This window comes from Parachlamydia acanthamoebae (genome assembly GCF_000875975.1).
In the GTDB taxonomy this organism is placed as follows: Bacteria; Chlamydiota; Chlamydiia; order Chlamydiales; family Parachlamydiaceae; genus Parachlamydia; species Parachlamydia acanthamoebae.
In genome coordinates, this window is record NZ_BAWW01000066.1 from 279156 (window position 1) to 303127 (window position 23972).

Here is a 23972-nt window from a genome sequence, read left to right on the forward strand (position 1 = left end):
ATTCGATTTTCATAAAATTTATTTAAAAAGAAACTGTTTTAAAAATAAGATAGAAAATTTTCCCGTATCATGCTAAAACAATTCCTTTTTCAAGGAGTTTAATCATGGAGTCAATGTCTTTTTCAAGAGTCTCTTCACAAGAATTTCCCCTTCCTGCATCTTTTAAAGATTTGTTAAAGGGGAAAAAAGCGTTTTATAAGCGACCTGACTACGTCGAAACGACAAAGCAGGATTTTTCCCAAAATCCCTCTCTACAAGTGTCCTATACCTGGAATTCTGAAAGTAGAGTCATAAGGATTGCAAAAAAAATATTTGCGATAATTATTTTTCCTATAGGCATTCATAAACTCCTACATAGCCTTGCAGGAAAAATCTTCTTATTACCCTCCTCCACTCCAGTTATTATAGGCTATCCTGAAAATTATGCCGACCAAGTAAGATCGAATATTTCACTACATAGTGAATGGAGATATAAGCGCATCGCGATCCAAGTAGATGGCTATAAAATCGATGCAACCATTGTGGGAAAAACATCTACATTGAGTAATGGCAGATGGGTATTAGAATCTCTTGGCAATGGGCAATTTTGTGAGGAAGAGTTAATGGAAGAATCGACTTTTAAAAAAATATTAACATCTCTTCATGGTAATGGTCTCGTTTTTAACTATCCTGGAGTGGGTTCAAGCACAGGTCTGCCCAGTAGAAAAGCCATGGCTAAAGCCTATCGCGCAATGCTTAATTTCTTAGAAGATCAAAAGATCGGGATAGGAGCCAAAGAAATTATCGGATATGGACATTCCATTGGTGGTGGTTCTCAAAGTGATGCATTGAAAAAACATCCGTTAAAAAAAGATATCAAATACGTATTTGTGAAGAGCAGATCTTTTTCCACTTTGTATCGAACAGCAATTCATGTGACTTATAGACCTCTCGCTTTTTTGGTAAAAATCTTAGGATGGAATATGAATTCCTCCAAAGTTTCTGAAAAGCTCCAAGCTCCCGAAATTATTCTGCAAACTGCAAAAGTGGCAAGCTACGAAGAAATAAAAAACAGCTCTAAGATTATTGACGATGGGATTATAACAGCAAAAGCATCATTGGCTAAGAAGTTATTGGATGATGAAAAATGCGCAAAGAGAAACAAAATCTTTATTGGGATTCCTGATGATCACTTTGCGGAATTAAGTGATCCGACCTTTTTGGCAACAAGAATAGAGAGCCTTTTAAAAACTTCTTAATCATTCTTAAGATTTAGGGGGCTTAACCCCCCTATCACTCTATACAGATACGATCTCAGGCTCTGGATTCTCAGCCTGGTTAAATTCAATTGAGAGAAGCTTAGAAACCCCTTTTTCTTCCATTGACACACCAAATAAACGATCCGCAATCGCCATGGTGCGCTTGTTATGCGTAATGATAATAAATTGGCAACGATCCACAAATTCTTTTACAACATTCACGAAACGCTCAACATTAGAATCATCAAGCGGAGCATCAATCTCATCCAAAATGCAGAAAGGGGCTGACTTCACCTCAAAAATCGCAAAAAGTAATGCGACAGCGGTTAAACATTTTTCTCCACCCGATAGCAAATTAATGGAACGCATCTGTTTTCCTGGAGGTTTTGCAATGATTTCAATGCCGGCTTCCAAAATATCCTCTGTATCGGTGAATTGCAAATCGGCCTCTCCTCCAACGAAAAGGATCTGAAAGTTCTTCTGAAAGTTGGCGCGGATTTTTTCGAAAACTTCCTTAAAAATTTTGCGACTTTCAGCATCTAGCTGCTCAATAATCCCCAAAAGTTCACTCTTGGAAACCTCAAGATCATCAATTTGCTCATTCAAGAATTGATAACGCGTTTGGTATTTGGAATACTCTTCAATGGATGTCAGATTGATATCACCCGCAGATTCGATTTCATGCCGCAATGCCCTTAAAATTTTTTCGGCTTGTTCCAAAGATTTTTCCGTTTGGGGCACTTGCTTACGTGCTTCTTCGATTGTCAAGGCATATCGTTCTTGCAATTCTGCCAGAATATTGTCTCGTTGCGTTTGGGTTTGTGCAGCTTGGGTCTCCAATTGATAAAAAACCTTTTCTTGCTCTTTGAGCTGCTGATTAAACTGGGCTATCTGGCTTTCCATTTGTTCAATGCGTGCTTTTTTAGTTGCCACCTTTTTCTCAAGCTCAGAACAAGCCTCTACGACCTTTCCAAGATTACCTTCTACAGTTTTTAATAAGGATCCGTATTCTGATCCTTTCTGTTTAAACTGAGCTTGTTGCTCTTGACTCATCTCAAGCTCTTCTTCTAGACGCGCTTGTTGCTCATGCCCTTCCTTATTTTTCACTTCTAATACATGCAAGGCATGGCTAACTTTTCTAGATTCGTCAAGCACTTGGTGAAATTGCGCTTCTGTGTATTGAAAATCACTTTGCTCTTGCTTGAGCTGCTGAGATTCTTTTTCCACTTGCTCAGAAAGGGTAGAAATGGCTCCTTTGACGTTTTGGACCTGTGTTTTAGCTATTTTTAATTTTGTTTCTAAATCTTCGACCAAAACGATTAGTTCCTCATGCCCCAGCTTTAAATGACGTAAATCCGCTTCAACTTGAGCTCTTTCACTCTTTGTTTTTTCTAAATCCCCTAATAATCGCTGCAGAGAGAAGTTACTTTCCATTAACTTCATTTCATCTTTTCGAATGACTTTGTCCAGTTCCATCCGTTCCACTTGCAGCTTTGATTTTTTGGTGGCAAGCTCCGTTAACCGCTCTTCCTGAAGGCGTAAGACTTTATCAAGCTCTTTAAGCTTCTTTTCCAATGTTTTAAGCTCGGCTTCCCGGGCAAAGGGGTTGTTTTCTTTCTGGAAACCAAAAAAGACCACTTTCCGATGATCCACGAAGCTTTCTTCTTCTGTTAAAATCTCAATGCCTTGCTTTTCTAGCAGCAGTTGCATCGCAGATTCGGTGGTATCACACATTTTCAAATCAGCAAAAAAGTGGTGAGAAAGAGAGGTTGAAAGACTTTCTAAGCACAAAAGTGAAACGTCTTTGAGTTGATGTTTGAGAATAAACGCGATTACCTCGGATAAATCTGCACGCTTTTCAACCACGAGTGTTTGTGCGTAGGATCGCATTACAGCGGCAAAAGCTTTGGCTGTTTCGGAATTAGATTCAACACACTCATAGAGAGCTTTTAATTTTTTATGCAGCGGACTTTTGGCATTAGCAGATTCTTGTAATAGCTTTTTACTTCCGGCAGAAAATCCTTCCAGATCTTCTTTCATCCTTTGCAGAACTTTTTGGCGGGCATTTCCTTCTGCGATCTCCCTTTGCAATTGGCTGAGGTGCTGCTGTCCTAGCTCAATCTCTTGAGCCAAATCCTGGAGCTGCTTTTCTAATGCATTGAAAAGTTCTCGCTGCCGGTCGATTCCACTGGAATATTCCTCCACTTCTTTTTTCCGAATAGCTGCTTGCTCAGCGTATTGATCAATTGTCTGTGAAAGTTTTCTTTTACGCTCTTGCAACTGCTCTGTACGCTCTATATTTGTCTCTAAGCGCAACCGATTCTGCTTTAAATCGCTCTCATACTGATTTTCTTTCTGGATTAAATTGAGAAGATCTTTTTGCTTTTCCTGGTATTCTTCCCGCTTCTTCTTCAGAATTTCGTCCATTGACTGCACTTTCTGCTGCTGGGCTTCTCTTTTTTTCTCCCAACTTTTTTGTTCAGCATCTAGCTTCGCTTGCTGCTTACGCAGCCCGTCTGATTCGGTCTGATGAAATTGTCTTTTTTCAATAATGGCTTCGAGTTCTCGCTTCCATTTCTTTTCTTTTTCAAGTAGATCTCTTAAACGTTCTTCATTAGAACGCATTTCTTGCGATTTGATCTCTTTTTCACTTTGAGTTTTATAAACCTCTTCCTTTCTACTTTGAAAAATTTTCTCTTCCTGCTCGAGGTCCACCTTAGCTTCTTTGAATTTTTCGTGCAAAATAGAAGCGTCTTTGACTTGAGCATCCCACTGCTCTTTATGCCCTTGCTCTTTCTTTTTATGGGATTCTGATTTCGCTTCTAAGGTATCCCATCGCATAATTAGCACAATCTTTTCAAAAGCTTCTAACTTCGATTTATTCTCTTTGTAAACGCGCGCTTTTTCGGCTTGTTCTTGCAAAACGGTGATCTGCTTTTCCACTTCTAGATGGATGTCTTTAATCCGTGTGATATTGCCATCTGATTGCTGCAATTTTCGCAAAGCTTCCGCTTTTCGCAGAAGAAAGGGCCCAATATCGGCCGCGCTATCGAAAATAAAGCGTCTTTCTTGGGGACTATAGTTAATCACCTGATCAAGCTTGCCTTGTTCAAACATAGAAAATGAGTTTTTGCCAACGCCTGATCCAAGAAAAAGATTTTGAACATCTTTTAAGCGCACAGGATTGCCGTTGATGAGATAGACAGATTCTCCATTGCGAAAAAGACGACGCGTCACTGAAACTTCATTGTAATCGATGGGAAGCTCACCTTGGTTACCTGTAAGCGTAAGGGTAACCTCAGCCATATTTAAGGGTTTCCGCTGGGAAGCCCCCGCAAAAATCACGTCATGCATTTTTCCACCGCGCAGGGATTTGGCGGATTGCTCTCCTAATACCCAACGAAATGCATCGGCTGTATTGGATTTACCGCAACCATTAGGTCCTACAATGGCAGTGATCCCTTCATGGAACTTTAAAGTGGTCCGATCGGCAAATGATTTAAATCCTGTAATTTCTATTTCTTTGAGTCGCAAAACAGCCTCCACTAAATTTAAACTGATTGTTTGGTTGCCTGGATGGCTTCTGGAAGAGAATCAAAAAGATTGGCTTCTCCAATTTTATTTAAAATGCCCGAAACCTGCATTTCCTTTTTACAGTTGGGCATCACTTCCGAAATAAATAAACGGTTGCCATTTTTATGTGCGGCATTGGCTAAGCGTCCAATGGTATGCAAGCCTGTCGCATCCAGTAATAACATTTGGTTCATTCTAAAAATGATAAATTTTTTGTCGTCAAGACTTGTCATAAAAATATCTTCGAACTTGCCTGCAGCGCCAAAGAAAAAGGCTCCATTTAGTTCGAATATTTGCACATTCTCAGGAATTTGGACGCGACGCATTTCATCAAGAGTATAGAAGGTATCTGGGTCAGAATGATCATCCATTTGGCGTTGAAATTTCTTAATGTCGGAAACATCACTCATTTTTTTCATAAATAAAAAGGTGGATAAAACAATACCTGCTTGAATGGCAATGACAAGATCAAAAAAGACGGTCCCCAAAAATGTGGTCAAAAGCACAAGTCGATCTGCCTTAGGAGCAGATAACAGAGACTTAAACTCTCTCCATTCACTCATGTTATAAGCCACTAAGACTAAAATTCCTGCTAAAGCTGCCATGGGAATAAGCCCAACGAGAGGTCCGGCAAACAACACAATGGCGAGGAGAGTAAAAGCATGGATAATGCCTGCTACGGGTGTACGTCCCCCATTACGAATATTTGTGGCTGTCCGTGCAATAGCGCCCGTGGCTGGGATCCCTCTAAAAAATGGGGTAATCACATTAGCTAGGCCCTGTGCAATTAATTCTGTATTCGGGCGATGCTTTCCTCCTATCATTCCATCTGCAATGACAGCACTTAACAACGCTTCTATGGAGCCCAAAACAGCAATAGTGATCGCGGAAGGCATAATGTCCGCAATGTTCGTCCAATCGTAGTTGGGTAATTGGGGAGCCGGTATGGTAATCTTTAAATCCCCAAACCGATCTTGGATACTTTCGACAGGGATATTCAAAAAATAGGTTAAGCCTGTCACGATAACTAAAGCTAAAAAAGCACCTGGCAACTTCGGAAAAAAACGAGGTGTGAAGATCGAAATGGCTAATGTTAAAACACCCACTAAACACGCGTACACATTGAAAGATCCACTGGAGTGTGCATACGCCATCCATTTGTCAATAAATTCACTCGGAATATGGTTCATTTGTAAACCAAAAAAATCACGCATCTGGGATGAAAAAATCACCACAGCAATACCGCTTGTAAAACCAATTACAACGGGCAAAGGGATAAACCGTATCCAGGTCCCTAATTTGACAACTCCCATGCCAATCATGAATAGACCTGCAATGATAGTCGCAACGGCCAACCCTTCAAAACCAAATTTTTCCACAACCTCATAGATAATGATCACAAAAGCACCTGTCGGCCCCCCAATTTGGACTCGACTCCCCCCTAAAGATGAGATTAAAAATCCTGCAATAATGGCCGTGATAATTCCTTGCTCTGGTGTGACTCCACTTGCAATGCCAAAAGCAATGGCCAGCGGAAGAGCAACGATTCCGACGATGATTCCTGCGATGAGATCTCGTGTCAATTGCTCGGTCGAATAACCTTTTAAAGTTGTCAGTAATTTTGGATAAAACATTTGAATCCTCAAATAAGTGCTCAATACAAACGAAACTATCATGCAATACTAGTGAGATTAGAAACAGAAAAATGTCTTTTTTAAGATAAGTTCTTAATTTTTAGAAAGTTCTTCTTTCAAAAAAGTTTGATATAGCCTCTTATCGAATCAATCCTTTATATTGACTTTTCCGCGAACGACTCCTGGTAATCACGCCCATGAAACGACAATTATTTTTTTGGATACAACAGAGCTTAATTAGCCTCTTTCTTGCCTTGATTTGTTTCGGATGCCATTTTTTTAATCCTCCCCTCTCAGTTTTTGATGTGGCACCCGAACAATCGATCTTTGATGCCTGCGTCGTGCGTTTTCGTCCCATTATGATGACCACGTTGGCCACCTTGCAGGCGCTGTCCCTATTGCTTTAGCTTTCGGTGGAGGGGCAGATGCTCGTCGACCATTGGGCATTGTGATTATCGGAGGAATGGTTTTTTCTCAGCTTGTAACCCTTTTTTTAACACCCGTTATTTATCTCTATCTAGAACAGTGGAATGAAAAACTGTCACCAAAACATTTAGAGTAATTTTATCAAGGAGTTTGAAATGACATTTATGATTCAAAGAGATCCACATGGCGCTTTTGGACCCGCCATGGCTGTTTTTGACACTGCTAGAACCCTTAAAACAAAAAATTTAGCGAAATACACCCTAATTCTTGAAGAAAATTTTAAACGGCTTGCCGGGTTTTCACCCTCAGGAAGAATAGAGTTTTGTGCCGAAGTCCTGCATAGCAAAGAACAAGCGACTCCTTTGAATGTCGCACAAATTCTTGGATCACAATTTTTTAAAAGCATGCAAAAAGAAAATGTCCCACCTCAATCTCACGAAAAAGCTCTAAGGGTTCTAGCACCAGTGATGACGGCAGATTATCTTAAAGAAAGATCTTTAAGTGAAGAGGATCAGCAACTTCTCTATGAATGGATCGCTAAATTTGTCGTAAGCTACGTTTCCAACGACCAGATCCTCAATTACATGGCTCCCGAAAGTAAAAATGCCAATCAGTTTATCCAAAAAAGGAAAGAAATAGGAACCAACGTTTACAATAGCGTCTTGGACAAAAGCCTGATTAAAGAAGACTATCAAATTTTAATAGAGACTTTAAAATCGACGTTAAAACTCGCAGAAAATGCAAAAAATCCCGCACTCGTGCTCGACCTAATCGGCAAATATGCCCAGCTTTTTGCCATGCATGAAAAAGCCCCCATTAAAATGGGAGATAGCATCATCACCTCTTACAAGGATTTTGAAAGGAAGATGTTCCCTGAGAATGCTTCCGACTAAATCTTTAACATTGTCGGATTAGAAACCCATGCGCAACCCAACAATGCCGCTATAAGAATGCTCACGTCCGTTCAAATACGTATCTCCTGTCAAAGTTCCATACAAAGAAAGAATACGTGTTAATTGCACGGTGATGCCAAGCGTTCCCTGAATCCAGCTGCCTTCTAATTCTGATGAAAAGCCGACACGACCTAGAGAAGTCGAAAAAAATGTTTTGGATTGTCCATCAAAATCATGCCATGCATTTGCACATAGCCACAGTGAGCATTGCCGGAATTGATCAGAATCCGCACGACCTAATGTCCAGGATTTAGCTAAACGCAAACCAAGCCTTCCCAATACTGAATGAGTTCTTCGGAAATGAATTTTTGTAGTAATTTCTTTTTTATCATGGAGAGACAAAGTTTGATAAATTAACTGTGCCTGCGGTTCTAAAGTGAGATATTTTAATTCAAGCGGATACCCCCCTTCTACCGATCCAGCCATTTCAACCCCGTGTGTTTTCAAAGACATGCGAGAAGAATGCGCCTTTACATTGCGATACCAATTAGTCAAGAAAACGGAGTCAATGTACCAATTGGATGCTCCAAAATGGGTCCAATAAGCTCCTGCACTATAGGCATCAAAGCAATCCCGACCAGCATGAACGTGAGCAATGTGTCTCACATGGCTTCTTCCATTTCCAATCGCGCCTAAAACGCCCACATAATCGCGACTATTATCTAAACATCTATTTTGATACAAATCTGCTCCCGCCTGAAAAGCCAACAGATGAAATTTGAAATCGGGACCATGGTGGAAAATGCCTCCATTGCGCTGCCTTCCATTGCGGTTAATGACCCGCATCCAAGAGCGTTTAAAGAAAGAAGCCTTTTCTTCAATCGTATTGCCACATACCTGGTCTTCCCCAACGCGTTGATGTCGTGTATCCATTAAAGTACGCCCATATAACATCGCAGTGGTTGGGAGGGCTGTATATAAAGACACTTCGCGACGAAAGTCGGGTGTTTGAGGAGAAATAGGATTAGAAGTAGAGCGAAGGTACCAATTTTCTGTTTCAGCTCCATCCACGCTCCCTCTATACAAGGAATACTCATACGGACCTGCCATAACACTATCTGCTAAAGAAAAGGATTGTGCTCCTGTTGTTCCCCCATTAATGGCATCGATGACTAGAATACCGTTCCCAATAGTCAAGGTACCTTCTCCTGTCGTATTTTTGATGCACAGATAGGTATGTCCGGTTGCAGTCCCCCCATCAATCACGATTAAATCGGAAGGAGATCCATCTCCTTCCAAAAAGGTGTTAAGACTGAGTAATCCATTTTGACCGTTGTAATTTCCTCTGACCGTTAAAGTTTTAAAATCATTGCCTGACGATAGAAAGTCAATAATGCCTGCGTTGGAGAGTTGATTCGTAATGGAAGAGCTTTTTGTGAGAGTCCATAAGCTTGTCTCAATCGCAAGATTCGTCACCTCAAATGCTCCCCCTTCCCAAAGGGTGTTACTTCCTAGAGAAATATTGCCAGTATTTCCATTCACAACACGCAGATCGCCAATCAACTTGGATTCGCTTGTCGTCATAAACAAACTTGTAGGATTACTTCCATCCACTTCCACAAGTAAAAAGTCTGGAGGTGCGATAGCCGAAACGGTATTTAAGATCACATTGGCTGTTCCTCCATTGAAAGAAAATACGGTTGCATCGAGAGCGGAAAAAGATGTATTTGTAGCTTTTACAGTATTTGTGATTCCTGTATTTGCGTACGCATATAAAGCTAAAGCCTCATTTCCACTGGTCGCTACCGAAGTATTGCATAAGTCAACTTCTGTTCCTGCTGATGACCCCATTAAAAATACACCTAAAGCACCAATTCCTGAAGTTTGTAGACTGCTGTTGTGCACGGTCATGAGACTTCCATCTTGAATCAAGGTGGCATGAGCAGAATGTCCACCTGTCATCAAAGAGGTATTATTAAGCCTAATGGTTGCCCCAAACTGGGCATAGCTTCCAAAAGCAAAATTGCCTGCTGTCGTAATTGAACTGCTATCACAATTGATTGAAGAGCCGATATCTGAAGCACGCACTCCGTAACTGTAATCTTGCAAACTTGTGATGGAACTCCCATTGATAACATCGATAGTTGCTCCTTGCCTTGCAACAATTGTCCCGACGGCGGCTCCCCCAATAGAAGAGACTGAACTATGATCCAGCAAAATGGTAGTCCCTGTCCCCTGCGCTTCTACTACAGTTCCATTGACTAAAGAATTGGTTTCAATTTTGCAATTCTCTGCACATATTTTGTTGCCACCCGTTAGAGCAAAAAGCCCTCTTCCATTGGTTCCTGTAACCAAAATGTCCATATTGTTTAAAAAAATCGAAGAATTGGATCCTAAAGCCGTTACCGCATTCGCATTGGCTCCATATGTTGTCGTAATGGTACAGTCACTTTCTGTAATAGTGGTTCCATTTGCAATGATTCCACTATCAGCTAGAGGACAAGCTCCATACCCATTGGCGTGCAACAAAATAGAGAAGAGAATGAACAGATAAAAAGAAGATCTCATAACAAACCTGTTAAATATTTCAAGGAATGTTATGAGAAAAAAGACATATATTAAAGTTTTTTACATAAAAACTTTCAAAGAACGCATTTTACAGCAAAGGTGGAAGAGGATCGATCTCTTGCGAACTGCCTAAAATTTGAAAATCTCGAATCATCAATTGAATGCTCTGCCCCTGGTAGTTATTAATTTGAGGGGTAAAAGCAATACGCAAAACAAGATCTTTTTTGCGAAGCAATGGGCTTTGAGCTGCTTTTCCAAGCGCAATCCCTTCTAACATTCTATCTCCCTCACCTTGCACTAAATACAATTTAAGGTGGGCTTTTTTAAGCACTTTGGGGGGGAACGCTTGCTTCGCATCGCAATAGAGAACTGGTTGTGGATTCCCATTTCCGTAGGGCTCGAGCAATTTTAAAGATTCCATGAAATCAAAAGTTAATTCATCAAAATTGATTTTTGCATCCAAACGTAATTTGGTTAAAACGTCGCTGTCTTTTAATGTGGCTTCAGCGGCTTCGATGAAGCGTCGCTTAAATTCTTCAATGTGCTCTAATTTTAACGTAACACCCGCCGCGAAATCATGTCCTCCATAATTCACTAAAATATCGGAGCATTGATCTAAAACAGGCAATAGAGGAAATTCAGGTATAGAGCGCAAAGAGCCTTTAGCCACTTTATCATCACATGCCATGATAACGGTCGGTCGGTTGTAAAATTTCGCAATACGCGTCGACAATATGGCAATGACGCCAGGATGCCAATTCTCAGAATGCATGAGGATGGCTTTCTTGGATAAAATTTCTGGATGCATTAACAACTTGCTTTCAATATCGACGGCCATCGCCCTTTCAATCCGCTGCCGCTCAATATTATTGAGATCAAGCTCGATCGCCATTTTTTCAGCAGCCACCGCATTGCGAATTAAAAGCATTTGAACACCCTTCTGCGGGTCATCAATTCTGCCCAAGCTATTTAAGCGTGGTGCGACTTTTGAAGCGATCGTAAAGGTTGAAAGATCGTTTAAATCCACATCAGAGATTGACATCAATTTGGAAAGCCCCAAACGTTTTCTCTTGGCTAATTCATGCAAACCGTAACTAACCAGAATGCGATTCTCACCCTGCAAGGTCCCCATGTCAGAAATGGTGCCTAAAGCCACAAGATCTAAGTAACGCTTGAGATCCACCTTTTTAGGAGGAAGTTTTCCTTCCGCAGTGAGATGTTCTGTCACAGCGTGCGCCAATTTAAAAGCGACTCCAACTCCCGTAATATCCTGATTGGGATACGAGTTATTCACGAGCTTTGGATTTAGCGTCGCAATGCAATTGGGGATTTTGTCTGTAGGCGCATGGTGGTCAGTAATAATCACATCGATATTGTTTTCGACAACCTTTGCAATTTCTCCAGCTGCAGTGATCCCACAGTCTACCGTAATTAACAATTTGCATTCATTTTTTAGAGCATATTCAAGAGCTTCTACGATTAAACTGCCTCGATGTGCGCCTCGATTGGAGACATAAAAGAAAACGTTAGCTCCGATGTAGCGAAAAAACTCTGTTAAAAGAGCCGTTCCTGTCATTCCATCAACATCATTATCCCCGTAGATTAGAATCCCTTCTCCCTGTTCGATAGCCTTTGCAATACGCTGTACCGCTTGCGGCATCCCACCCATTAAAAAGGGATCGCATAGGTCTGGCAATCGTCCATATAAAAAAGTATGGATTTGTTCGAGTGTCGTAAACCCTCGAGAGACAAATACTTGAGCAACCACTGGGTGTATTCTAAACTCTTTGACAATTTTTTCAGCCAATTCAGCATTTTCTTGTGGATAAACCCAAACAAGATCGGCTGTTTCATTGTGCCAAGAAAGCATGCAATCACTCCATTATTCTATGTGATAAAAATAATTACTTCTCCCCTCATCGAAATATATCTTCAGCGTCAATCCTGAAAATATCTAGAGAAATCACGTTTGCGCAAACTGAAAGTAAGTGATAGGGTTTAGAATGAGAAGCAACTTCCAAATGCATAGTTATACAGAGATAAGTCACTGTTTGTCAATCTTTCATCGAATAAATCAGATGAAATGAGACAGGAAATCATTTATCTTGTAAAAATCCGAGAGTCGAAAGATTCAACTTACGACTCTCTTCATCAAACAATCTATTCAAGCTTGCCAAATAATTTGATATGTTCTTTTAACCTCAAAACCACTTCTGTCTGCAATATTGCCGGCTCAAGAGCGTTGAAATGTTGGGAAATATAATCAAGAGGAGTCAACCCAAAATCATCTTTTGCCGTCAATGCATGCCATCTGTCTTTAGAAAAAAAAGATCGCTCATCAATACACACACATTCAAGTAATAGCAAACAAACATAAAAATTCTTATCAATAGCAGCCCAGTGAAACCGATTTCTATGACCCAAGGCTTTCTCCATAAGCAAAATCTCATCAAGTAATAGCTGATAATAAAGAGGTAATGATATCATATCCCTTTCAACATTGAGGAGAGCCGATTGGGCCGCATGAAAATGATCGAAAGATGAAAATATCAATCGTAACATACCTTCGAATGCATGTCTTGTCACGCTTCCCAAAATCAGCTCATTTTTTTCACTTTTGTAAAAAGCTTTTACAAGATTAGATTTTTCTTTCAACACATTTAAAAAAAGCCGGGGAATCCGCATTGGACCATCTGCGCATCTGACCGTCACATTGTTAAAGATAAAATGCACGGCGTCATGTTTTAAATGTCTACACTCCTCCCAAACCTTTGCAGCACATACCAACGCAGGAGTATATTCCACTGAATGCTTTAAGATTCGGTCAAATATCTCTGATAGAGTCGCATAAACATTTATGCGAGTCCCCAACTTTTCTTTTTGGGCCACATAATGATAATCATAAAGAAAAAGCAAATGATTTTGCGCTTTAATCATATCCACAAACGTAAATCCTTGACTATTTTTGATAAATGGATTCGCCCCTGCTTTCAATAACTCCAAAGAAAAGTACCACAGATTTCCACCCGTTCGATGCAAAAGTGTATTGCCTTGATGATCACATTCATTCAATATTCTATTTCGGAATGCCGAAAAAAGTGACGTTTTATCCACTTGCTTCATGCAATCCAAGATCATTTTAAATTCGGAAAAATTTCTGGTATGGATCGCCCTCTGCAATAAATTTTGATGGCTGGGTCCTCTTTCCAAAGCCAAGCTCTCATCTACTAATAAGTCCAAAAAGCCAGAGAAAGAGGCTGTTTTGCGTATTTCAGGTAGTAAAGGTCGAATATCTTTATCTCCAGCAAAAAGGGCTTCAAGCACGGTTAAAAACCCTTGTAGATCGATCTGATCTAAAATCATTTCTTCTTCATTTGAACCAAGCTTACGAAAAAGCGCGCTTTTTTCTTGAAACACCTTCACAAAAAGCATGGGAATGGATATCGATCCATCGGGACATTTAACGACAATTTTTTTTAAGAGAAGTTGATGCACATTCTCTTTCGTTTTAATTGACTTATCCCATATGAGTGCCGCGCACATCTTACTGGGAAGATGCCTATTGGGATATCTTAAAATTTGTTCACACATCGTAGAAAAGGTTTCAGCAATTTGTGCAAGTTGACCATTTTTTTCATAAAGGTAGTAAAAAAATAAAAAGTCATTTCTCGATTTAGCCAACTCCTCAACACTACAATTTGAGTAATCCTTGATGGATGGGTTGACTCCAGCCACGTAAAATAGCCGGGCAAACGAAGCGGAGTTTTCAAATGCATATCGAAAAGGTGTAAACCCAAAAGAGTCTGGTGTATTCAATGCATCGGCTAAACTCGTAAAAAAACATAAATCCACAACTTGCATGAATAAAATTTGACAAAACTGAAAGTCCCCGATTAAAGCTGCATGATGAAATATGTTTCTTCCCTCTTTATCTTGCTCGGTTATCAAAATCGTACTGTCTGACAAGATCTCATATAATAAAGAGAGATTTCTAGATTTAATGGCTTCTATTAAAGCCAAAAAACCTTTGGGATGCGTACAAAACGGACAAATGCTGGAAATTCTTTGAGTGATTGACAGGAGGCCATTTATTCCTTTTGTAAGATTATTAAGAACACTTATGCTAGGATCAATTCCCACCCGCTCTTTCTCTAATTCTGACATCGAATAACCAAATATGTGTTGCTGCACACATTTTTTTTCTGGTAATTCAGGAGTTTTTCTTTTAACACCTCTTTGTTCTGGGTAGAGGTTTAGATTGCAATGCCAAGTGGAATAGTCGTTGTCGTATAAATTATTTCTTGTACAGTCCATATATTTTGCCTAGTTAAAATTATTGCAAATCATTTAACAGAATGATGTCGATAAACAATACATTGTTAATCTTAGCAAAATGAATCCATAAAATGGATTTTTAATAAACTAAAAAACAACTATACAAGAAATTGTTGTACACGTAATAAAAAACAAACTAATTTATTTCCCATATAGTTAAAAAGCAAAATCCCTTTTCCTGTCAAAGAGAAGAAAAAGGGATTTCACTAATAAAATCTATTTGTTTTTAGGTCTTTTGGGATTTGTTATAATAATTTTAAAATGCTCGATTTTTTTCAATTCTCTCAGTGTTTGTGCACTAATAAAGCAATCGATAAATTCAAGTTTATTTAATCCATTTGGAATCTCCTGTAACCGTAAAAGATTAAGAAAAGAAGAATCCAATTTTACACTTGTCCCATAAAATGTGAGGTTCTTCAGAGCTTTAATTTTGCAAATGGCCCTGAATTTGCGTGTTGTAAGCAATCCTTCATCAAAATCCAAGTGAGTTAAAGCAGGATGGTCTAAATATCTCGCAAGAGAATGAATGAGCTCCTCTGTGTGGCCATGCTTAAAATTAATTTTTACCATTGATAAATTTAGATGATCTCCTACCTGGAATCGGAATCTTTGAATACTCATCAATTGATCAAAAATCTCTAAATGTTGTAGGCTTACAAAAGAGAATATTTTAAGATTAGGCAATAACTCCCCCGTTCTTAACTTTTCAATGGCAGAATTACTGAGTTGAATTTCACAATCAACAAAATTTAGCTCAGAAAGGGTTGGTATCTTATTTAATTCCTCAAGAACGTTATCTGTTAAGTATCCACCAGAAAAATCGAGATTTCTAATAGGTACTTCCCGCATTAATTCGATACTACTTTGAAATCTAGAAAAATCCTCTTTAAAATGTTTATTCAACAAAGAGCAATTAGATCTTTTTTCAATAAACTCCAGAATCACAGCCTTAATTTGGTCGAGTTGCAAGGCATCTGCAAATCGATGAATTTCCGCGATATTGGCAAATGCCTCAGGCTTTGTCAATTCATCACTTGAAAAATACTCCTCGCAGGCCATTTTAAGAAAGCTACATGAACCTTTAATTAACTCACGCAGTTGCAAATAATCTATGATGCTGATGATTTCAAGCGCATTATCAAACTCTCTAAAACAATTATCTTCAGCAAATAATAACTTTATAATCATTTCGAAATTTTGCACTTTCATGCAGGACAAGGAAATGCTGTCTGGATGAACGTTTTCTTTAAAATTCCCCTCTAAAAGCCCTCTAAAATAGGGAGATTTTTCTCTTAAAGCTTCTACAATAATCTTAGGGATAACAAATGGACCATCTGTGCAACTAAACGTATAGTTTGCAAATAATGTTTTTGCTGCATTTTTTGGATCTCCAGATAACTTCATCCACGCGTTTGCCATACCAGCATGTCCTGGAGAATACTTTTCAGGCGCTTTAGCAATTGACTCTAAAATTTCTATAAGAGTTTCTCTGGTCTGTTTTTTTTCTTGTTTAGATAATTGGATATAATTTCGACATATAGCTAAAATATTTTTATTTAATTCGACATTTCGTCCTTTATAAGTATCTGCGCCGATACTAATATAAAGTGCTGCCAGTTGATCTGAAGATTTCATCGCATATTCAAGCGGTCGAAGACCATGAACATCGGGCTTATTCAAAGCCTTCAAACGACGTTCATGAAAAAATGTTGTAGGATTTTCCAGACAACCTAAAAAGCTTTTACAGGCTCGTACATCATTGTTAATAGCCGCTACATGAAAAATGTTTCTGCCATTATCAGCTTTTTCAAATTGGAGAAGCTCATCCATTAATAGCTCATATAAAATGGGTGGTGAACCTAATTGCTTCAACATAAGATGACTATTTAAGGCAACGAAAGTTTTTCCACTAAACAAACTTTCGATAACTTTTTTGAAACTTTCTAAGTCAATGTCACTTAAGGGATATCCCTCTCCAAAAGACTTTAAAAATGCGGGAGATTTATGTTTTAGAACTTCGACGAAAATTTTTGGAATCACAGCTTCTCCGTCATTACATCCGATCGTCACATCCTGGAATAAGGTTCTTAATCCATTATGTTTATCCTTGAAAGCCTCCCAAATCCATGCTAAACATAAAATCGCTGGGGGCACAGTTTCTTCTGGAGACTCCCTTAGATCAGCAAGAATGTTATTCACATAAACTTCCATTTCATCTAAAAAGTCATCTTTAGATTCTAAAAGATGTTTATAATACATACTTAGAAAAATAAAGTTATACTGGTCTCCAGCGACTTGAAGGAGAGAGGAATTTGTCATCTTGTATCGAGGGTCAGCCCCTGCCTTCAAAAGAGGAACCACAAAAGCGGGATCATTTTCTGCATAGTGTAAAGGGGTTTTTTCAGAATGATCAAAAATATTCAAAGCTGCGCGCCTACACTTCCCAAAAAAATCTTGAGGATCCGCTCGATTAATGTGTTCTAGAATTTTAAGGAAGCCATTTAAATTCTTTGCTATGACAAATCGATGTAAAATATTTTTCCCTTCTTGATCTCGTATTAATTGCTCATCGAACAGCAAATCAATAAAAACCCCGTTTACCATCTTGTGTACAAGTTGATGAATCATCAATCGGCTATTGGCTTTAGGAGCAAAGAGAATTTCCAGCAGCATTTCGAAGCTTTCAGTGTCGATTTTATCAAAAACAATGGGTTCTCGATTATTTCCTGCGCCATGACCTTTTACTATCCCACTTTCTAAAACCTCTTTATCATCACATGCATCTCTAAATTTTTGGGATTTCATTTTGAGAACATCAACAAAAATCTGAGGAATTTTGACTAAACCATCAGAGCACACAATTAAAACCGGAGAGAATAAGGAATGCAAGGCACCCAAACCATATTGACCATGCATGTTCCATATGTAAGCAAGGCTACGCAAAGCTGGAGAGCTTTGAGGCGAGGCTAGAAGTCGTTGAGATAATTGACCCATATGTTGGCTGATTATCCAATAATTGTTCTCATTGTTGGAAATGGCATAGAGGTGATAATAAAATAAAGCATGGCCCAACTCACTATTTCGACTTAAAACACTCACCCCTCTTCCGTTCATAATTTCAGGATTCGCACCACTTTGTAGAAAACAGTAAGTCAATCGGCTGGAAAGTAAATTGGCAAAGGAAAGCGGTGTATTGCCAAAGATATCCTGACCATTTAATAGGTCACTTCTCCAGTCATATGACACATAATGTGAAGCAAATTTGTAAAGAATGTTGAATATTTCAACACTTCCAGACATGGCAGCAATGTGAAAAATATTTTTATTTTGGGTGTCGCGATTTCGAAACAAAAATTTTCCATCGCCGGCCAATGAGTTTATAAGAGCCTCGGTATCTTTTCTTCTAATTGCGTCAAATAAAGGATTGACTGGAATCGATTGAATTGCTGTTCCCTGTATAAAAGTCATGCGTGGATCAATTTCTTGATCAGAAGACATTGCAGTCACACGTTCATTCAGTGCCGGCGATTCAGGTCTTGGTTTTTTCTCAGCAGAGGTTTCAAATACTTGAGAAGCAGTCTCTTTTCGTTTGCCAGTCGCACTTATCGAACTAGACGATGAACTAGACGATGAACTAGAAACAGGATTAAAATCACTTGGTTGCATAAATTACCTCTTTAATTAAAATAATGATTCAATTTTACGCGCAATAAAATATTAAATCAATAATTTTAGTTAAATTAATTAATTTCATAAAAAACAAACTAAACAAGATCAAATGAAATCATAATAAAGCAGAGATTTTAACTTAGATCGAATTCATTTTTATTTTACTATCTTTTTAATAAGCATTTTTTGATTAGAAAATTAAAAATGTAAATAAATAGAAAGTAGATTATCGATTTCAAATTTTTTTATGGGATAGGAGGGGACTTAGGACAGAATCGAATGTCGCGAAAGGATAAAAAAAATCCCTGAGATAATCCCAGGGATTTTTTTTACGAGCTCAGTTGAAAATCGTCATTAGACTTTGCGATATCCCGCTTGATCTTTCTGCTGCTGGGCAAGTTCTCTATTATGGAAATAGAGCATGACTGGTCCTGCAATGAACAGAGAAGAGAGCGTTCCAACGACCACACCAACCGTCATAACGAGTGAGAACCCGAAAATGGATGGTCCACCTAACAAGACTAAAGCCAGTAGAACAAGCAGAGTTGTTCCAGAAGTCATGATAGTACGACTTAATGTCACGTTGATCGAATGGTTTAAAATCTCGCTGAAAGACATCTTACGATAAACTTTCACATCTTCACGAATACGGTCAAAGACAATAATCGTATCATTCAAGGAATATCCAATAATTGTCATGATTGCTCCCACAACTTCTAGATCGATCTGCACAGGGAAACCTAGCTTATGGAACAAGGCAATGATTCCCAACGTAATGATCACGTCGTGTGCTAGAGCAATCACGGCTCCAATTGCATATTTGAATTCAAAACGAAGCGTAATGTAAGCCAAAATGCATGCTAGAGCAATCGCCAAGCCTATCAAGGCATTATCGCGCATCGCTTCAGAAAGTTGACCACTCATGACAGTCCAATTTCTATTCAGACTTTCTAGCTGATCTTTTGGGATCTGTACACCGTTTTCCTGAAGAGCATTGACCAACCAGACAATACGAGGATTGGACTGATATTCATAAGGAGCCCCTTCTACATTGGAAACTTCAGGAAGTTGATAGAAAGGATGTCCTTTCTCTTCCATTCCCATTCCCATTTGAATTCTCAATTGGTTTGGTTTGCTCAGCTCTTGCACTTGCACGTCTGTCGTACTTGCACCGGCTGCCAATAAACTGTTCATCACATCTTGACGATAGGAAGGATGCTCGGCTTGCTCTTGAACTTCCACGTTTAATGAATATCCACCTGTGAAATCCATTCCAAAAATGGTATTTTTTTGTGAGATAAACAAATAGCTTCCAACCAGCATAACAATCGCTGAAATGATGAAGGCTTTCTTCGCTTGGCCAATAAAGTCAAAGTGTGTCTTACCAATAAATTCGCACATAGTGAGCGATTTGTTATTAGGATTTTTGACCCATCCAGCAAAGAAATAACGTGTCATAAACAAAGCTGTGAACATCGAAGAGAGAATTCCAATGATCAAGGTGACAGCAAAGCCTTTAATCGGTCCTGAATCAAACTGAATCAGAACTAATGCAGCAATAATCGTGGTGACGTTAGAGTCCACAATCGCACTAAACGCTTTGCGATATCCCGCTTGAATTGCAGAAGCAATACGTCCTGAAATTTTGAACTCTTCACGAACCCTTTCAAATACCAACACGTTGGCATCAACTGCCATACCAATTGTCAAGACGATACCTGCAATTCCTGGCAGTGTTAAGGCGGCATCGAGATTTTGTAGGACACCCCACATGATCAGGATGTTTAGCAATACAGCACAAGAAGCAACAAGACCCGCAAATCGGTAGTAGCTAATCATCGCAATCACAACAAGCGCCAGAGCAACTAATGAAGCTCCAATTCCACGAGCACGTTCTTGTGTTCCCAATTCAGCACTGACGTTTTGTTCAGAAAGAATATGCGGTGTAAAGCTCAACGAACCTGCTTTAAGATCAGCTGCTAGTTGGTTAATTTCACGCTGTGAAAAACGACCACTAATTGTCGCACCATCTCTTAGAGCCGCACGTAGGGCTGGCTGGCTGATGACTTTTTGGTTAAGAATCACCGCCATTCTCCATCCTCTTCCATGAGAGTAGTTTTCTTTTGGAGTTCCGAGAATCTTATCTTCTGCAAACTGAGAGGTCCAAGCATAGAAATTATCGCGTGGATTTCCGACGACTTTATTTCCATCATAAGAGCCTTTCACAGCGAAATTCAGAATGTTCCCTTGTGTTGGATCATATCCGACTTGAACATTTGTCAAGCTAGATCCTTCCAGTGCATAGTTACGGAAAACGATGAGCAATGGTGTGGATTGTCCTTCCCACTCAGAGTAATCATCTCCGCGCATAATTGCAACCGCTGACAGTGTATCATTAAATGCATTGCCTGTTGTCGCATCATCTGGTGAAGGAATACGCAAGCCATTGTCGTAAAGAACACGCGCTGCTTCACTGCGAGGGTACGTTTGCTGGTCATCACCACCTAAATGTCTCCACGCAATTTCATTTACACCTTGCACATCTTTACGGTTTGTGACCGCGGCTTCATTCCATACCCCTTGTAAGAACTGGTTAACAGAATCTTTTAGAGTTGGGTTGTTTGGTGTAAATTTTTCATTCACAATGTGGAAATACATCGCAGATGCTTGAACAAGTTCAGAGGCAGAAAGCGCTTGAGATCCTGGGAAGTCTAGAATGATGTTGTTATTTTCCACACGGATCGTACGTTCTGAAACGCCCATTTTATTGATCCGTGTATACAATTCATTCGTTGCTTGTTTTAAATCTTCTGGGTTTGTCACAGGACGATTATTATGATCCCGTAAACCAATGCGCACTGTTTTACCACCGGAAAGATCCAATCCCCATTTCAAGATTTTACGATCGTCCCCTCTAAAATACTTCGCAAAACTGAGTTTGAAGTTTTCTATATAAGGATTTTTTGTTGGAGCTGGAATCAGGTATTTGCGTGTCGCATCAAGATCAACTTGTGCAGCGCTGTAATCTTCGGCCCACTTCAATAAATCTTCTTGGATTCTATCATCAATCTTATTGCGTGTTAAAATTCTCTGTTCCACATCTGTGAAATCTAAAACAGCGAGTTTTTTACTTCCTTTAACACTAAAATCTTCTCGTGTAGCCGTTAACAGAGGTTGGTAGTAACCTTGCAATTCAAAGATAAAATCTTTGCTAAATTCAGGTCCCATTCCGTAGGAAGATCCTGGATAGCCAATGAATCCATTTTTACGTAGCAAATCGTTTAATTCGCTGATGTTATTCATAAGCAATTCGCTATCCGCAGATTTTGGATTGTCTCGATATTTTTGAATGATTGTATCCAAACCTTTGGCAATCACATATACGGATCCATTGTTGAATCCTTGAGGAGGAGCTTCTGCATACATAGCAGGCGCATAGATCACAAGTCCTAGCTTTTGATCTTGAGCTGGAAGCTTTTTGTAAGCATCATAAAGATTCACCGGATAGTTTTCTTTCACAAGATCAGCATGCTGAGGAACCCAGGTTTGGTTCAACTGTTGGACCACCTGATGGATTTGCTTGTTTGCTAAAGAACCCAAGTCAAATGTCAAGAAACTTTGTGCATTCGTCAACTGGTTCAAGTTCACAGAAAAAGTTTCCCCATCGGGAGAAATGGTTTCATCTGTCAAACGAGAAACAAGCGAAACATCATTCACGATGTACTGATTCAGTTTGTTTTTGAGATAAACTAAACTTTCATTCTTTGGATCTGCTTCCCGAATTTTTTGAACATCGTCATAAAATTTGACAGAAACACGATCACTGCCCCAATCAATCAAAAGGAAATCTACAAACGGATTTCGATCTTGCAAGCTAATCGATTGCAGAGAATTTTTGGGATTAATAGGTGTTGTTGCCAATGTTTTTTGAATCTCTTCTAATGAAAGAGGAGAAAGGCTCGCATTAAACTCTGCACTGCGACTACGTAAAACATGGCTAGTAGCTTCGAGCGTTTGCTTTTGGTTTCCTAAAGCAGCTAATTCTTGCTCTTTCGCTTCACCTAAAAATTCGCCACTTTCCGTTTTCTTTTTCTGTTCTTGAATTAAGGCTTCGCGGCGAGCTTCAGTTGTTGACTTTAGGGTTTCAACTTTCGCTAAAAATTTTTGTGTCAACTCTTTGGGATTTTCGCCATCTACTTGCATAAAGCTTGCAAACAATCTTTTGGCGATTGTGCTTTCTTTTGCAAAAGATTTATCGATATCTACGATCTCACGCGCTAAAGCTAAAATTCTTTCTTCAGCTTCTGGACTTGTGGGGCTCTCAACAATCGCTTTAACTGTCAATCCTGTTTCACTTGGACCTGCAAAGCCATGCGCAATTAAAGCTGTGCGATCATAAACAAGGTCGCGATAGCTTTTTGAGATTGTCCCATCTTCTTGATATTTGGGTGTAAATTTGAAAAGTTGATCGACTTCAGCAGGATCTAAATGAATCCCGATTTGACGAGCCACTAAAACTTCTTGAGCACCATTTAAGGAAGCTCCAGGATAAAGGCTGAGTTGCTCAGGCACAAACCCGATTAACGCTCCAGCTTGCGGAAGAAACCTTTTGAAAAGATCTGCATCTTGAGAATTTTTAAAACCTACGCGAAATAAGCGAGGATCCTCTGCTTTCAATTCAACATATTCAGGTTTTATTCCCAGCAGTTTAGAGAATGACATCAGCCAATCTTTTGACTGATCTTCCAGAGCGTTTACTCTGTCTACAATCAACACTGCAACATCGTGTGCCCGTGGGGCATCGATGGGGCTCGACAAAGGTTTGCTATAATAGAAAATTGTCGGCAAGATATTGTAGAGAGTCAGAACAATAACCGCTATGATCAAATATAATTGCCATCGTTTTTGTTTTTCCATCGCGATATGCTTCCTTCTATATTAAATTGAACGTGAAATACGTAACGTGATTAAAAGGAGAAGAATAACAAAAAAAAGTGCATTCTGTCCACTATGAACTACCAAAAAAGAGTAAACAAAGATCTTTTTTACTCTTCTAAGAAGTTTTGATATTCAAGAAGCTTTGAATGCCCAAACTGTCTAGCGCTTTTGAGTTGCAGGGAACCGCAAGCCTCCACTTCTGCTAGTGAAGCACTTGAATCTTCTAAAAAGAGAGTTCCGCCCATGCGCAATAAACTTTTTTCGTTAACCAACTGAAGAATTTTCTCACTAAAGCCTAAGGACTCCCCTTTTTTTGTAAAAAAGGAATTATATGGAGGATCGGCATAAATAATATCAAATTTTTCATGACACACAGCCGATTCTTGCAAGAAGTCAAACGCATCGTTAAAAAAGACTTGCCCGTGATCTTCTTCCCTAAAATTTTCAAGATTTTTCTGAATACATTGAATACAATAACGCTGGTTATCCACAAAGACCACTTTTTTAGCACCACGACTTAAAGCCTCTAACCCTATCGCCCCTGATCCAGCAAATAAATCCAAAAAAACAGCATCTTCGATATATAATTGGCAGATGTTGAAAAGAGCAGCTCGCAATTGACTAGAGGTGGGACGCGTTTTGTCTCCTTTAGGAGCTACAATGGTCCGATTTTTATATAAGCCTGAAATAATACGCAT

Annotated in this window: 11 protein-coding genes; 3 read left to right on the forward strand and 8 right to left on the reverse strand. The window is 39.3% G+C overall.

From position 1 onward, the window contains the following. Positions 1 to 104 precede the first annotated feature (104 nt). Complete coding sequence (locus AOM43_RS10910) at positions 105 to 1238, forward strand: CPn0927/CPn0928 family alpha/beta hydrolase fold protein (protein WP_226987499.1); 1134 nt, start codon at positions 105 to 107, stop codon at positions 1236 to 1238. Positions 1239 to 1277: 39 nt separating this feature from the next. Here AOM43_RS10910 and smc read toward each other — a convergent pair whose 3' ends face one another. Beyond that, positions 1278 to 4772, reverse strand: coding sequence for a chromosome segregation protein SMC (gene smc, locus AOM43_RS10915; RefSeq protein ID WP_226987500.1), 3495 nt, complete (start codon positions 4770 to 4772; stop codon positions 1278 to 1280). 17 nt (positions 4773 to 4789) lie between these two features. Then, complete coding sequence (locus tag AOM43_RS10920) at positions 4790 to 6445, reverse strand: SulP family inorganic anion transporter (protein WP_006341149.1); 1656 nt, start codon at positions 6443 to 6445, stop codon at positions 4790 to 4792. A gap of 439 nt (positions 6446 to 6884) precedes the next feature. Here AOM43_RS10920 and AOM43_RS14200 point away from each other — a divergent pair, with 439 nt between their 5' ends. Then, the gene (locus AOM43_RS14200; RefSeq protein ID WP_226987501.1) at positions 6885 to 7007 is read left to right on the forward strand and encodes a hypothetical protein; all 123 of its coding nucleotides are present in this window, start codon (positions 6885 to 6887) and stop codon (positions 7005 to 7007) included. Positions 7008 to 7026: 19 nt separating this feature from the next. Then, complete coding sequence (locus AOM43_RS10930) at positions 7027 to 7764, forward strand: hypothetical protein (protein ID WP_059360282.1); 738 nt, start codon at positions 7027 to 7029, stop codon at positions 7762 to 7764. An 18-nt stretch (positions 7765 to 7782) separates the two neighbouring features. Here AOM43_RS10930 and AOM43_RS10935 read toward each other — a convergent pair whose 3' ends face one another. From AOM43_RS10935 to rsmD, 6 genes are all read right to left on the reverse strand, one after another. Next, positions 7783 to 10332: an autotransporter family protein gene (locus AOM43_RS10935; RefSeq protein WP_059360283.1), complete on the reverse strand. Its 2550-nt coding sequence runs from the start codon at positions 10330 to 10332 to the stop codon at positions 7783 to 7785. Between the two features lie 88 nt (positions 10333 to 10420). Beyond that, the gene (gene recJ, locus AOM43_RS10940; RefSeq protein WP_006341145.1) at positions 10421 to 12202 is read right to left on the reverse strand and encodes a single-stranded-DNA-specific exonuclease RecJ; all 1782 of its coding nucleotides are present in this window, start codon (positions 12200 to 12202) and stop codon (positions 10421 to 10423) included. A gap of 290 nt (positions 12203 to 12492) precedes the next feature. Next, complete coding sequence (locus AOM43_RS10945) at positions 12493 to 14646, reverse strand: ankyrin repeat domain-containing protein (RefSeq protein WP_059360285.1); 2154 nt, start codon at positions 14644 to 14646, stop codon at positions 12493 to 12495. A 237-nt stretch (positions 14647 to 14883) separates the two neighbouring features. Further along, the gene (locus AOM43_RS10950; RefSeq protein WP_226987502.1) at positions 14884 to 18333 is read right to left on the reverse strand and encodes a BTB/POZ domain-containing protein; all 3450 of its coding nucleotides are present in this window, start codon (positions 18331 to 18333) and stop codon (positions 14884 to 14886) included. Positions 18334 to 18690: 357 nt separating this feature from the next. After that, positions 18691 to 23253 (reverse strand): protein translocase subunit SecDF, encoded by a 4563-nt coding sequence (locus tag AOM43_RS10955; protein WP_059360287.1) that lies wholly within the window; start codon positions 23251 to 23253, stop codon positions 18691 to 18693. Positions 23254 to 23381: 128 nt separating this feature from the next. Next, positions 23382 to 23972, reverse strand: a complete 591-nt coding sequence (gene rsmD / locus AOM43_RS10960; RefSeq protein WP_006340482.1) for a 16S rRNA (guanine(966)-N(2))-methyltransferase RsmD — start codon at positions 23970 to 23972, stop codon at positions 23382 to 23384.

Excerpts from the sequence above, each read along its gene's own strand:
- AOM43_RS10935 (WP_059360283.1), bottom strand. The coding sequence starts at position 10,332 with ATGAGATCTTCTTTTTATCTGTTCATTCTCTTCTCTATTTTGTTGCAC.
- recJ (WP_006341145.1), bottom strand. The coding sequence starts at position 12,202 with ATGCTTTCTTGGCACAATGAAACAGCCGATCTTGTTTGGGTTTATCCA.
- AOM43_RS10920 (WP_006341149.1), bottom strand. The coding sequence starts at position 6,445 with ATGTTTTATCCAAAATTACTGACAACTTTAAAAGGTTATTCGACCGAG.
- rsmD (WP_006340482.1), bottom strand. The coding sequence starts at position 23,972 with ATGCGTATTATTTCAGGCTTATATAAAAATCGGACCATTGTAGCTCCT.
- AOM43_RS10950 (WP_226987502.1), bottom strand. The coding sequence starts at position 18,333 with ATGCAACCAAGTGATTTTAATCCTGTTTCTAGTTCATCGTCTAGTTCA.
- AOM43_RS10930 (WP_059360282.1), top strand. The coding sequence starts at position 7,027 with ATGACATTTATGATTCAAAGAGATCCACATGGCGCTTTTGGACCCGCC.
- AOM43_RS10955 (WP_059360287.1), bottom strand. The coding sequence starts at position 23,253 with ATGGAAAAACAAAAACGATGGCAATTATATTTGATCATAGCGGTTATT.
- AOM43_RS10945 (WP_059360285.1), bottom strand. The coding sequence starts at position 14,646 with ATGGACTGTACAAGAAATAATTTATACGACAACGACTATTCCACTTGG.
- AOM43_RS10910 (WP_226987499.1), top strand. The coding sequence starts at position 105 with ATGGAGTCAATGTCTTTTTCAAGAGTCTCTTCACAAGAATTTCCCCTT.